The organism is Prevotella denticola (assembly GCF_900454835.1).
Lineage (GTDB): Bacteria > Bacteroidota > Bacteroidia > Bacteroidales > Bacteroidaceae > Prevotella > Prevotella denticola.
This window is the reverse complement of record NZ_UGTM01000001.1, coordinates 1,802,578-1,816,566: the sequence shown is the minus strand read 5'-3', so window position 1 is coordinate 1,816,566 and position 13,989 is coordinate 1,802,578. Positions and strand designations below refer to the sequence as shown.

General features: G+C 52.9%; 10 protein-coding genes. 8 read left to right on the top strand and 2 right to left on the bottom strand.

From position 1 onward, the window contains the following. Nucleotides 1-3: 3 nt before the first annotated feature. The gene (locus tag DYH27_RS07660) at nt 4-864 is read right to left on the bottom strand and encodes a GLPGLI family protein (RefSeq protein ID WP_025067089.1); all 861 of its coding nucleotides are present in this window, start codon (nt 862-864) and stop codon (nt 4-6) included. A gap of 597 nt (nt 865-1,461) precedes the next feature. Here DYH27_RS07660 and DYH27_RS07650 point away from each other — a divergent pair. The 4 genes from DYH27_RS07650 to DYH27_RS07635 all read left to right on the top strand — a co-directional run bounded on the left by DYH27_RS07650 (nt 1,462) and on the right by DYH27_RS07635 (nt 6,694). After that, a complete protein-coding gene (locus tag DYH27_RS07650) occupies nt 1,462-2,658 on the top strand; it encodes a serine/threonine-protein kinase (RefSeq protein WP_025067090.1) in 1,197 nt (398 codons plus the stop codon). 842 nt (nt 2,659-3,500) lie between these two features. Beyond that, nucleotides 3,501-4,256: a 4-hydroxy-tetrahydrodipicolinate reductase gene (gene dapB, locus DYH27_RS07645; RefSeq protein WP_025067091.1), complete on the top strand. Its 756-nt coding sequence runs from the start codon at nt 3,501-3,503 to the stop codon at nt 4,254-4,256. A 91-nt stretch (nt 4,257-4,347) separates the two neighbouring features. Then, on the top strand, nt 4,348-5,877 hold the full coding sequence (locus tag DYH27_RS07640) for a S26 family signal peptidase (protein ID WP_029216312.1): 1,530 nt from the start codon (nt 4,348-4,350) through the stop codon (nt 5,875-5,877). A 145-nt stretch (nt 5,878-6,022) separates the two neighbouring features. Further along, nucleotides 6,023-6,694, top strand: coding sequence for a WbqC family protein (locus DYH27_RS07635; RefSeq protein WP_025067092.1), 672 nt, complete (start codon nt 6,023-6,025; stop codon nt 6,692-6,694). 235 nt (nt 6,695-6,929) lie between these two features. Here the strand turns inward: DYH27_RS07635 and DYH27_RS07630 are convergent, their stop codons facing one another. Continuing rightward, nucleotides 6,930-7,754: an alpha/beta hydrolase gene (locus DYH27_RS07630; protein ID WP_004354034.1), complete on the bottom strand. Its 825-nt coding sequence runs from the start codon at nt 7,752-7,754 to the stop codon at nt 6,930-6,932. Nucleotides 7,755-8,088: 334 nt separating this feature from the next. On the opposite strand from DYH27_RS07630, the gene DYH27_RS07625 reads away from it, so the two are divergent. From DYH27_RS07625 to speA, 4 genes are all read left to right on the top strand, one after another. Further along, complete coding sequence (locus tag DYH27_RS07625) at nt 8,089-8,625, top strand: NUDIX domain-containing protein (RefSeq protein WP_025067093.1); 537 nt, start codon at nt 8,089-8,091, stop codon at nt 8,623-8,625. 78 nt (nt 8,626-8,703) lie between these two features. Beyond that, complete coding sequence (gene topA / locus DYH27_RS07620) at nt 8,704-11,043, top strand: type I DNA topoisomerase (protein ID WP_025067094.1); 2,340 nt, start codon at nt 8,704-8,706, stop codon at nt 11,041-11,043. An 85-nt stretch (nt 11,044-11,128) separates the two neighbouring features. Then, nucleotides 11,129-11,689 (top strand): shikimate kinase, encoded by a 561-nt coding sequence (locus tag DYH27_RS07615; protein WP_025067095.1) that lies wholly within the window; start codon nt 11,129-11,131, stop codon nt 11,687-11,689. 384 nt (nt 11,690-12,073) lie between these two features. Next, a complete protein-coding gene (gene speA / locus DYH27_RS07610) occupies nt 12,074-13,966 on the top strand; it encodes a biosynthetic arginine decarboxylase (RefSeq protein ID WP_004353910.1) in 1,893 nt (630 codons plus the stop codon). Nucleotides 13,967-13,989 lie beyond the last annotated feature (23 nt).

The following is a 13,989-nucleotide window of genomic DNA, read 5'->3' as shown; positions in this document are numbered from 1 at the left end:
CTGTTATTCCAGTTCTATGGGATTATAGGGTTTTGCTTTCACCGTTGCAGCCGCATCAGCCGCCACCGTGACGTTTCCGTTGCTTGTCAAGGCTTTCAAAGGGTCTGCGCAATAGTTCTTGTACATCTGTCTGACCGCCTTCCGGCTGCTCTTGATCACGGCACTTCTGTCGTATATGTAGATCGGGGCGTAGCCCTTTACAGTCTGCAATCCTGTCAGCGTGAAGACGAAGTTGTCCTGTGTGTCCTGCACTTTGAAGATGAGGCCGGGCAGTCCCCCGAACTTATACGGACCGTAGGGAAGCTCCACATCGGGGGCATACCAGGCTATGTAGTCGCGTCCGAAAAGCCTTGTCCTGGCCTTCCGGCACGGGTATCCTGCTATCGTGCTGTCTCCCTCCAGCAGTTCCCACTGTAGCTGGGGAATGGCTTCATTATATTGGTATCTTTGGATTCCTCCTGCAGTGCGTTGGACAAACTCGTTGTTCTCTTTTCTGTTTTGCAGGATGAGTTCTTTGAATCCCTTAGCCTTCAATGCACCGAGCAGTTTCGGACCAGAGGATGTAGCAGACGACTTTCCCTTTGCAATAGATGCAGAAATAGAATCGAATGTCAGCAGGGCATAGTCGGTGAACATCGTGTATCGACTGCCCACTCTTAGAATCGTGGTCGCCGTCCGCTTGGCATTAGGGTACTTTGCGTCTCTCGCATACTTATACTCATAAGCAATCTGATATTGTGCAGACTCATATTGTACAGTCTTGGTCGTGTCCCACCGGCCTTCTAACTTGGAGAAATCCAATGTCTGTCCATGCAGGTGGATCGTGCTTACGAGAAAGAGAAATAAGAATATGTTCTTCTTCATTTGGATGAATCTTTAATGTTATGGTATTGTCGAAGAACAGGCTTTGGAAAAATCCAAGCCCGTTCTTGATTCTGAGTTGGATAATTCTATTTTATCCACAGAGCACATCGTCTATTGCCTCTACCTGTTTCATGACATCTTCTAGACTCCCTCTACAGGTATCAATGTGTGCGACAATGCCACAGGATGTGTGTACTTCTACGACATTGGTCTGTCTCTTGGCGGATGCAGGAACAATTGTCAATGCAAGTAATGCCACTAAAAAAATTTTTTTCATGTTTTAAAAGTTAAAGGGTTGTTGTTTAAATCTATGTGAGGTATCCTCACGATACTATAGCTATAGCATTCTTTGATTGTTTAAATTAAGGCTTTCCTATTTTTGTACAAAAATACGTATTAAAAGAAAAAAACACAAGTCTCTTTAATATTTTTTGTGACTTTTAACTTTTTGGTGCGGTTGTGTTTCTTTCATGCTGTAAAATGAGAAAGATTGTAATAGGGTGTTTTAAGTTGTCTTTTTCTGTCTTGTCTCATTTTTTTTTGCTAATTTTGCCACCAGACATAGATAACAGTACGTTTTTAAACCTATTGATACTGATGAGCGAGAACAAACTTTCTGCCGACGAGCCGGCACAGACGGCGGATGCACCTGTAAAGGCAAGTTGTACCGAATACACCGTCATCCCGTCCCAGGGATACTGCATGATTGTGAAGTGCCGCAAGGGCGACCAGCCCGTAGTGTTGAAGGCACTGAAAGAAGAATACCGCAACCGGACGCTGTACCGTAACGCCCTGAAGCGTGAATTCAAGCAGTGCCAGCGCCTCAACCATTCCGGTATAGTGCGCTACCAGGGACTGGTAGAAGTAGACGGCTACGGACTCTGCATAGAGGAAGAGTGCGTAGAAGGACGTACCTTGCAGGCTTACCTCAGGGAACAGCACACCGATGACGAAAAAATCGCCATCATCAACCAGATTGCCGATGCCCTGCGCTACGCCCACAATCAGGGTGTCACCCACCGCAACCTGAAGCCGTCCAACGTGCTGGTCACCAGTCAGGGCGACCGTGTGAAGCTCATCGACTTCAGCGTGCTTGCTCTCGACGAAGTGAAGCCGACAGCCGACACGACACGCTTCATGGCTCCGGAACTGAAGGACGAGACGATGTCTGCCGACGCTACTGCCGACATCTATTCGCTCGGAACCATCATGAAGGTGATGGGGCTGACACTGGCCTACAGCGAGGTCATCAAGCGTTGCTGTGCCTTCAAACGCAGCGACCGTTATGGCAGTATCGACGAGTTCCTTGCCGACCTCAACCACGAAGGCTCTTCCTTCACGATGCCGAAGATAGGCAAAGGCACCGTCATGGCCGGCGTGATAGTCGTCGCCGTGCTTGTTCTTGGCGTGCTGATTTACAACTACGGCGGTATATTGGCAGAACAGGTTGGAAAGATTGATGTGGCTTCCATCTTCAAGTCGGATGCCGAAAAAGCTCCGGAAGACACGGTCAGTGTGAAGTCTGCTGCACAGCCCGACAGTGCCGCATCGGTAGAAGAGGCGCCTGCGACAGGAAAACTTGCCTTTATGAACACGATGAAGCCGGCTCTCTACAAGGACCTGGACCGTATCTTTGAGAAGAACGCATCGGACAGGACGAAGCTGTCAAAGGCCATCAAGGTTTACTACCGCGGGCTGATCCAGGCGAACGATACGCTTGACAGGGAACAGCGTGCGGAGGTCGACCGCGTCTTCGGCAGTTATGTGAAGCAGAAAAAGGCCGCACTGAAGTAGAATTGATATATCTGCGCGAGGGCAGGGAGTATTGACATCCCTCCTTTCAGCTGTTATGTCCATAGTAATAGGATAGGGGCAGATGCCGCACTGTCTTCCAGCCTTTGCAGAGGCAAGTGGAGACGGGCTGCATCTGCCCCCGTCTGTTTTGCATGGGGAGATGGAACGTTGGATGCGGAAGCAGCATATAGTTGCTTTGCGCATTGCCGGTAGTCGGGCATTCATATATGTACGCAGCGTAATCGGTCGGGATGCAGGGAACTTCCGTCTCCAAAGCCAGGAGCAGTGTAAAAGGTGTGTACAGGGAGCAAGCCCGACTCTCCCATACAAGTGTCGGCCTGACTGCAATGGAGCATTCCCAACCGGTTGGGAATGCCGTTCCCAGGCATCTGGAATCCGATTCCCAGGCGTTGGGAACGCCATTCCCGGCCATCGGGAAGACTTTTCTATTTGTAGTTCAATATTTCCGTTTGACTGCTTTTCATCCTGCATTTAAACTTGGTTGACGGTTTTCAGAGCTTGTTTTAACTGCTGTTGATAATGTCTACTTATATGAAAATCACGTTTTCCGTACCCGCAGACAGATGGAAGTCGGATTTGTAAACCTGCATACATCTTACAGGTTACAGGCAGGTCCTACAGATAGTCTTTGCTGTTTTCTCCCCCTTTCAGGCGAACAGGATATACCCTATAAAAGCAGAAGGACTCGAAGGACAGACAATGTTCCTATCAATAAAAGTCCAACGTGGGATTTTCAGAGCAAGCCCATATAAAATACGTAAACTTATTTTGTTTTATGCCGCAAATCAGCTACCTTTGCAATGTTTTAATCCAGACTGATTATGAAAATAGCATTGATCGGTTACGGCAAGATGGGGCACATGATCGAGCAGATTGCCCGTGACCGTGGCCACGAAATCGTAAGTATCATTGATGTTGACAACATAGAGGACTTTGATTCTCCTGCGTTCGCCTCGGCCGATGTCGCCATAGAATTTACCAATCCTACGGCTGCCTTCGGCAACTACCAGCGTGCCTTTGCACATAATGTGAAGGTTGTCAGCGGCTCTACGGGATGGATGCAGGACCACAAGGCAGACGTAGAGAAGATGTGTTCGGAAGGCGGACAGACGCTCTTCTGGGCAAGCAATTTCTCCATCGGCGTGGCCATCTTCTCGGCCGTCAACCGTTATCTGGCGAAAATCATGAACGGATTTCCGCAGTATGATGTCGAGATGGAGGAGGTACACCATGTCCATAAGCTCGATGCACCGTCGGGGACAGCCATCACGCTTGCAGAGGACATCATCGACCGCCTCGACCGCAAGGACAAATGGATAAAGGGCTTCCAGCACGCAGCCGACGGCACGGAGAGCGGCAGCAACAAGGTCGCTCCGGACGAGCTGCCCATCGCTTCCATCCGTCGGGATGAGGTGCCGGGCATCCACAGCATCAGTTATGATTCCGAGGCCGACAAGATTACCATCACCCACGATGCCCACAGCCGCAAGGGATTTGCACTCGGTGCTGTCCTGGCTGCTGAATACACCAAGGATCACTCTGGCCTGCTCACGACAAGCGATCTGTTCCGTTTCTGAACCCCAGCACCTGGTTCCCCGTCTGTCAAGCACCTGTCATCGCCTATTCCCCTCTCATCATCACTTATCATCGCATAAAGACATTCCCAATATGATTGATAAAGAAAAAGCAGCCCTCAACCCCAAGAAGCAATGGGCAAAGTTTATTTGTGTTCTTGTTCTCTACCTCCTCTTCCTTTTATGGGTCAAGAGCTGGTGGGGACTGTTGGTCGTTCCTTTCATCTTCGATGTGTACATCACGAAGAAAATCCGCTGGCAGTGGTGGAAGGATACCGAAGGGCCGGTCCGTTTCGTGATGGGATGGGTAGATGCACTGGTGTTCGCACTGGTGGCGGTCTACTTTATCAATCTCTTCTTCTTCCAGAACTACGTCATTCCGTCTTCATCGCTTGAGAAGTCGCTCCTCACGGGCGATTACCTCTTCGTGTCGAAGGTAAGCTATGGGCCCCGCATACCGGAAACGCCGCTGACCATGCCGCTGACGCAGCACACACTTCCCATCATCAACACGAAGAGCTATATTGCCTGGCCGCACTGGGACTACCGCCGTGTGAAGGGTTTGGGAAAGGTGCAGCTGAATGATATTGTCGTCTTCAACTTCCCGGCCGGTGACACCATCATGAGCGAACCGGCCTATCAGGGTAATGACTTCTATCATGATGCCTACACCATGGGCGAGAACTTCCTTGCACAGCAGAATCCCGGCATCAACCTGTCGGCAATGACAACCCTCCAGCAGCGTGCCTTCTACGGAAAGGCCTATGCCACGGGCAGGGCTTATATCATCAAGAATGCCGGGACTTACGGACCGTTGGACTGGCGTCCGACCGACCGCCGCGAGAACTACGTCAAGCGTTGTGTCGGCCTGCCGGGGCAGACCCTGCAGATCCGGAACAGAATCGTTTATCTTGACGGAAAGCCAAACAAGGAGCCGGAGAAGGTGCAGTATACGTACTTTGTCAAGTTCAACAACATTACCGCAGCCGACCTCCTCGGCGAACGGTTCGATGACCTCCGCAAGGACTTCGAAATCAGTGCGGAGGACGTGCAGAGCCTCGCCCGTCTGCATGGCTATGACCTGGACCAGGGCCAGGTACTCAACAATGCTGTACTCCAGTATGACGGCTATATGCCGCTGACGAAGCGTGCCGCCGCCGAACTGAAGCGCGAGGGACTGGTGAAGTCGATGCGGCCGGTGACGGACAAGGACCTCTATTCCGGTCCTTATTATCCGCTCAACGGCTTTACGGGCTGGACACGCGACAACTACGGACCGATATGGATTCCTGCCAAAGGCAAGTCCATCGCACTCACACTGCAGAACCTCCCCGTCTATGAGCGTTGCATCAAGGTGTATGAGAAGAACGATCTGCAGGTAAGGAACGGCCGCATCTACATCAACGGAAAGCCTGCCGGCAGCTATACCTTCAAGATGGACTACTACTGGATGATGGGTGACAACCGCCACAACTCTGCCGACAGCCGCTACTGGGGCTTCGTTCCGGAAGATCACATTGTGGGAAAGCCGCTGTTCATCTGGTGGTCGAGCGACCCTGACCGCAAGGGTCTCGGCGGCATCCGCTGGCACCGACTGTTCAACTGGGTGGGCAACATCAAATAGGGAAGCCTCCCCGAGCGCCTCAGAAGGAGGGGATGTGCAAATTGTCATTGTCTGGTGAAGATGATGCACATCCCCTCCTTTTGTTTTGTTTTTCTTGGCAGTAAAGCAGGGACACCCTGTGTCTCCTTGAATCGGCAAAGTCCCCATGATATATCCTGACAACGGCAACAACGGTAATCCTGCATCCCCTCCTTCGGAAGCGCTTGGGGAGGCCTTGCTGTCTTCCGCTTATTTCGCCCCCATCCAGTGGTATCAGAAGCTGAACCGCTATGATGTCTGCCTGATCGAGCAGCACGACAACTTCGTCAAGCAGACCTACCGGAACCGTTGTGTGATTGCGGCGGCCAACGGCCCGCAGACGCTCTCTGTCCCTGTGGAGAAGTTCGTCGGCCTGAAGTGTCAGATGAAGGAAGTACGCATCAGCGACCATGCCAACTGGCGGCACCAGCACTGGAATGCGTTGCAGTCCGCTTACGGTGAGAGTCCTTTTTTCGAGTTTTATGCGGACGATATACGCCCCTTCTTTGAGCGGAAGTGGACTTTCCTCTATGATTTCAACTGGGAGATAACGCTCAAGATGTGCGAACTTATCGATATTATGCCCTGTATGCGCCGCACGGACACCTATGAGACGGTGTCTCCCGACGGAACCGATGATTACAGAGAGGTAATCCGTCCGAAGCACCCGGGGGCAGACCCGGACTTTGTGCCCCGCAGGTACTATCAGGTCTATCAGCAGAAATTCGGATTCCAGCCTAACCTCAGCATCCTCGACCTGCTGTTCAACGAGGGAAATGAGAGTGTTCTGTATCTGTAGATGGGCCGTGCAGTCTTTCCCTTCCGGCTTGCCTTGCGACACAGTTGTCTCCTGTGCATTGGGGAGCTTCATAAAAGAGCAATCCCCGCGAAAACGAATGTTCGTCTTCGTGGGGATTGTCTTTTTCAGGATGGAAAAACTTTCACACTTTATGCGGATGGACGGCAACAGCGAGATGATGTCGGGAGAGACCGTCCGAGGACCATGGACTGTGGCAGACAGGTCCTTCTTGCTCTTAGAAGCTCTTGAGCCATGCTTTCAGGTCCATCATCATCTCTTCGTGATAGCGGAAGCCGATCTTGCTGCCCCAGCCATGACCGCCGCCGGGATAGACATGGAGCGAGGCACGGACATCGTTGCGATAGAGTTCGCTGTAATAGTTCACGCCGTTTGCCGGCGGAACGGTATCGTCGTCATCGCTGAGGGCAATGAAAGCACGTGGCGTGACACGGCTCACGTTCATGTCAGCACTGTATTTCTTCTCGTCGCGCTTGCCGGGATGCTGTCCCAGGAAGTTGGTCCGGCTTCGGTCGTGGCCGTAACCTTCCAGCATGGAGATGACCGGATAGAACAGTATCTGGAAGTTCGGCTTCGCCTCGCCGAGACTTCTCGTCGCAATCGTCGCTGCAAGATGTCCGCCTGCGGAGAATCCCATGATGCCGATGTCGTTTCGGCTGATCTTCCAGCTTGCAGCATTTATGCGGACCAGTCTCATTGCCTGTTCGGCATCCGATACGGGGACATCGGGGTTGCCGTGCGGCATACGGTACTTCAGCACGATGGCCGCAATGCCCTGGTTCTGGAAGAACTCTCCCCAGTCGTAGCCTTCTTTCTCCATCGACAGCGTCTCATAGGCACCGCCCGGACAGATGACTACGGCACGTCCCGTGGCCTCTTTCTCCATAGGCAGGAAGACGCGCACCTTGGCAGTGTCTCTTGAATCGCCGTTGGTGTAAGGCGGCTGTCCGCTGTAAAGCTTGACTTCGAAAGAACTCTGGGCAGACACTGTCGTGCAGACAGCAGCCAGTCCGATTGCAAGGAAAAGTTTTCTGAATTTCATTCTGTACTCTGTTTTTGTTTCTTGTCCGCCGCACATATTGTCCCTGCCGGCATCGGCCTGCATGACTTCCCGACAATGTCTCCAAAGAAGAAGATGTCGTCTCGGTTGCAGCAGGAAGCAGGAGAAAGTATGTGATTTTAAGCGTATTGTTGCAAAGTTAACAAAAAGATACGGTTTCAGCCGTAGATATTTAGAGTTTTTAGTATATTTGCAGCATGGAATGACAAAAGGCATTGGGCGTAAACGTATTTTAATGATTTCGGCGTTTATGTTAACAACCGTTCTTTGCCATGCTGGTCAGCATCAGACAATTCATCAACACTCATCACCCGATATGCACGTATTAGACAAGTTCCAGTATTGCCCCGTATGCGGAAGCAGACATTTCGTGGAGCAGAACGAGAAAAGCAAACGCTGCGAGAGCTGCGGCTTTGAGTATTTCCTGAACCCCAGCTCGTCAGTGGCGGCATTCATCCTGAACGGCAAAGGTGAGCTGCTCGTAACGCGCCGGAAACTTGATCCGGGACGCGGAACACTGGACCTTCCCGGCGGATTCTGCGACATCGGAGAAACCATCGGAGAGTCACTTTCGCGCGAGATAAAGGAGGAGACCAACCTCGTTATCAAGGAAAAACGTTATTTCTGTTCGCTTCCGAACAAGTACCGTTACAGTGGATTCGACATTCCCACACTCGATGCCTTCTTCATCTGCAGCGTGGAGGACGAGACCGTTCTCAAGGCTGCAGATGATGTAGACGAGGCAATATGGATGCCGCTGGACGAGGTTCATACCGAGCAGTTCGGTCTCCGGTCTATTCGCCAGGCACTTTACGACTTCCTCCAGACGGAAAGGGAAAACTTAAAAAAGTAGAAATTTTGTCTACTATATAAGGTGTAAGCGAAAAGTTTAAGTACTTTTGCGTCCTTGAAAAAATGTACAAGAGTGATTATGCAAGAAAACCTGGTAATAGTAGAGAGCCCCGCAAAGGCCAAGACCATCGAGAAGTTTCTCGGCAAGGACTACAAGGTAATGTCGTCTTACGGCCATATCCGTGACCTGAAGAAGAAAGAATTGAGCATTGACCTTGACACCCTGACCCCCGACTACGAAATTCCTGACGAAAAGAAGAAAGTCGTCAGCGAACTGAAGAAGAATGCCAAGGCTGCCAAGAAGGTCTGGCTGGCTTCCGATGAGGACCGCGAGGGAGAAGCCATCAGCTGGCATCTCTGTGAGGTGCTGGGACTGGACGAGGAGAAGACGAGCCGCATCGTGTTCCATGAGATTACCAAGCCGGCCATATTGAAGGCCATCGAGACACCGCGCCATCTGGACATGAACCTGGTGAACGCACAGCAGGCCCGCCGTGTGCTCGACCGTCTGGTAGGTTTCCGCCTGTCACCGGTCCTGTGGCGCAAGGTGAAGCCGGCACTGAGCGCAGGACGCGTGCAGAGTGTCGCCGTCCGCCTGATTGTCGAACGTGAGCGGGAGATCCAGAACTTCGAGTCAGAGCCTTATTATCGCCTGAATGCCGTCTTCGCCGTCACCAACGAGGACGGCTCGAAGAATGAGGTGAAGGCGGAACTGAACAAGCGGTTCAAGACCCATGAGGAGGCCCTGGCGTTTCTGGAACTGTGCAAGAATGCAAGGTTCAGGGTCGCATCCATCGCCAGGAAACCGCTGAAACGCACACCGGCGCCGCCTTTCACCACCTCGACCCTGCAGCAGGAAGCGGCCAGGAAGCTCGGATTCACCGTCAGCCAGACGATGATGGTGGCGCAAAGACTGTATGAAGCCGGCCGCATCACGTATATGCGAACCGACAGTGTCAACCTGTCCGCCCTGGCCATCAACACCAGCAAGGCTGAAATAGAACGTCTCTACGGAGCCGAATACGGCAAGGCGAGAGTGTACCATACGCACAGCAAGGGCGCACAGGAGGCCCACGAGGCCATCCGTCCCACCTATATAGACAATGTCTCCATCGACGGAACAAGCCAGGAAAAACGCCTGTACGACTTGATATGGAAGCGTACCATCGCCTCACAGATGGCGGATGCGCAGATAGAAAAAACGACTGTAAACATTTCCCTTGAAACGGAAGACGGCAAGAACCAGACCGATCTGCAGTTCGTTGCCAACGGTGAAGTGATTGCTTTCGAGGGTTTTCTGAAAGTTTACCACGAGTCGTCCGACGATGAAGAGGGCGGCGAGGAGTTCTCCCATGCACTGCCGGCCATGCACGAGGGCGAGGAACTCGAACGCCGTGAGATTGTCTCGACGGAGCGTTATTCGCAGGGCCCCGGCCGTTATACAGAGGCAAGTCTCGTGCGCAAGCTCGAGGAACTCGGCATCGGCCGTCCGTCCACCTACGCCCCGACCATCTCGACCATCCAGCAGCGCGAATACGTGCAGAAGGGCGACCGGAAGGGCGAGGAGCGGAAATACGTCGTAGACACGCTGCTCGGGCTGAAGGTTACTTCCCGGACAAAGAAGGAAATGGCCGGTGCCGACAAGGGCAAGCTCATCCCGACGGACATCGGTATTGTCGTCAACGATTTCCTCATGGAGAACTTCCCGGACATCATGGACTACAACTTTACGGCAAAGGTCGAGCAGGAGTTCGACAAAATCGCCGAGGGCAAGGTGGCATGGAACAAGGAGATGAAGACCTTCTACCAGGGTTTCGAGCCGGAGGTAGAGAAGGTGATGAACGCCCGTTCAGAGCATAAGGCCGGCGAACGCGAGCTGGGCATAGACCCCAAGAGCGGCAAGCCGGTGTTCGTGAAGATCGGCCGCTTCGGCCCCGTTGTCCAGATCGGCAGTGCCGATGATGAGGACAAACCGCGTTTCTCCCAGCTCCCGGCCGAAAAGAGCATAGAGACGATTACCCTTGATGAGGCATTGGAGCTGTTCAGGCTGCCGCGCACAGTCGGGCAGTTCGAAGGGACGGATGTCGTCATCGGTGCAGGTCGTTTCGGCCCTTACGTGCTCCACAACAAGAAGTACACATCGCTGCCCAAGGACGAAGACCCGCTTACCATCAGCCTTGATGCTGCCATCAACCTGATTCAGAAGAAGCGTCTGCAGGATGCGCAGCGGCACCTCAAGACCTTTGAAGAAGACAGCAGGATGGAGGTGATGAACGGCCGTTACGGCCCTTACATTGCCTATGACGGCAAGAACTACCGTATGCCGAAGGCGCTCCACGAGAAAGCCGCCGAGCTGACGTACGAGCAGTGCATGGACATCGTGAAGAATGCACCCGAACCCCGGCGCAGAAAGCAATAAGGACACCATCCCCGCCTGTTGCAGGTGGAATGAAACCCTCTGCGGGCACGATGACAACCGGGCGGCAGGGCGGTGAGCAGACAGCATGGACATGACAGACTACAAAGAAGGAGGCAGACCGCTCCGTATCATCCTCATCGGCTATATGGGTGCCGGGAAAACTACCGTCGGCAAGGCCCTCTCGAAGGAGCTGGGCATTCCTTTCTACGATCTGGACTGGTATATAGAGAGCCGTATGCGCAGAACCGTGAAGCAGATCTTCGATGAAAAAGGCGAAGACGGTTTCAGGAAGACGGAACAGGCTCTGCTTCATGAGGTGGCGGAGTTCGAGAATGTCATCATCTCCTGCGGCGGCGGCACTCCCTGTTTCTTCGACAATATGGACTACATGAACCGGCAGGCGGAGACTGTTTACCTGAAGGCTGCCCCCGGCGTGCTGTATAAACATTTACTGATGGGGAAGTCTGTCCGTCCGCTGCTGCTCGGCAAGACACCCGATGAGGTCGGTCTCTTTATCCGTGAACAGCTGGAACGGCGTGAACCTTTTTATGCGAAGGCAAAACATACGCTCGACGTAAGCCTGATGGATAACTATGAGAAGATACAGATAACCGTCGGCCTGCTACGCAGGCTGCTGAAAGTCTGAAGACAGACCGGGCATCAGGAAGCGGGAGGGACTGCCTCTGGCATCGTCACCATAAGGACATTCCGTCAAAGGGATGATTCAGTGGATTCACGTCTTGCAGAATACGTTTGCATTTCTGCAGATAACTATGCTGGTTTTCAGTTAGTTGCAGTCAGGTGTGGAAAAGGTGCCTGATTGAAGTCCAAGTAAGGCCTGATTGAAGGCTAAGTAAGGCCTTATTGGAGGCCAGGTAAGGCTTGTTTGGAATGCAGGCAGACATCCGGCAGGACGAAAGGCCATCCGGCAACGATACTGATGCATCCGGCATACCGGCTGACACATACTTGGACCATACGTTAAAATGGTAAAATACAAAAGAAATTAAAGGCATACAGAAGAACGGAAATGAAAAAGTGGACGATTGAAGATTCGCAGGAACTGTACAACATCTCGGGATGGGGCACATCTTACTTCGGCATAAACGGCAAGGGTGACGTGTATGTCACGCCCTGTAAGGACAACACGCAGATAGACCTGCGCGATGTCATGGACGAGCTCGCCCTGCGTGATGTCACGCCGCCGGTGCTGCTCCGTTTCCCCGACATTCTCGACAACCGTATCGAGAAGACTTCTTCCTGCTTCGAGAAGGCAAGGAAGGAGTACGGATTCAAGGCCGAGAACTTCATCATCTATCCGATCAAGGTGAATCAGATGCAGCCGGTGGTGGAGGAAATCATCTCCCACGGACGCAAGTTCAATCTGGGACTGGAGGCCGGGTCGAAGCCCGAGCTGCACGCAGTCATCGCCGTACAGTGCCAGAGCGACTCGCTCATCGTCTGCAACGGTTACAAGGATCAGAGCTACATCGAACTGGCTTTGCTGGCGCAGAAGATGGGCAAGCGCATCTTCATCGTGGTGGAGAAGCTCAACGAAATAGACCTCATTGCCCGGGCAGCGAAGAAGCTGAATGTGAAGCCGAACCTCGGCATCCGCATCAAACTGGCATCCAGCGGGTCGGGAAAATGGGCCGAGAGCGGCGGCGATGCCTCCAAGTTCGGACTCACTTCTTCCGAGCTGCTCCAGGCGCTGGAGACGCTAGACGAGAAGGGGCTGCACGACTGCCTGCACCTCATTCACTTCCACATCGGATCGCAGATTACCAAGATACGCCGCATCCAGACCGCCCTCAACGAGGCAGCACAGTATTACGTGAACCTGCGCAGGATGGGGTACGGCGTCGATTTCGTCGACTGCGGAGGCGGTCTGGGGGTCGACTACGACGGTACCCGCTCGTCCAACAGCGAGAGTTCCGTGAATTACAGCATTCAGGAATATGTCAACGACTGCGTCTATACATTCGTGGATGCAGCCGACAAGAACGGTATTCCACATCCGAACATCATCACCGAGAGCGGAAGAAGCCTGTCGGCGCACCACTCCGTCCTTGTCATCGACGTTTTGGAGACGGCTTCCCTGCCGGAGATGTCCGAAGAGTTTGAGGCGAAGGAGACAGACCATCAGCTGGTAAAAGACCTTTACGACATCTGGGACAACCTCGACTCACGCAATATGCTGGAGGACTGGCACGATGCCGAACAGATCCGCGAGGAGGCACTGGAGTTGTTCTCCCACGGCATGGTGGATTTGAAGACACGTGCCGAGATTGAGGCGATGTACTGGAGTGTGTGCCATGAGATCAACAGTCTTGCCAAGAACATGAAGCACGTCCCCGATGAACTGCGGAACATGGACAAGCTGCTGGCAGACAAGTACTTCTGCAACTTCTCGCTCTTCCAGTCGCTCCCGGACAGCTGGGCGATAGACCAGCTTTTCCCCGTCATGCCTATCCAGCGGCTCAACGAACGTCCGGCACGCAACGCCACTTTGCAGGACATTACCTGCGACAGCGACGGAAAGATGTCGAATTTCGTTTCCATGGGCCGCACCAGCCACGTCCTGCCGGTCCACCCGCTGAAGAAGGGCGAGCCTTATTATCTCGGTGTTTTCCTTGTCGGAGCCTATCAGGAAATTCTGGGCGATATGCACAATCTCTTCGGCGACACCAATGCGGTACACATCTCCGTCAAGGACGGAGGCTATCACATTGACCAGATCTTCGACGGTGAGACAGTTGAAGAGGTGCTGGAATACGTACAGTACAATCCCAAGAAGCTCGTCCGGCAGCTTGAGATATGGGTGACGAAGAGCGTCAAGCAGGGTAAGATTTCGCTGGAGGAAGGCAAGGAGTTCCTCAGCAACTACCGCAGCGGACTGTACGGTTACACCTATCTGGAGTAGCCGGGAAAGTATTTCCTGCCGAT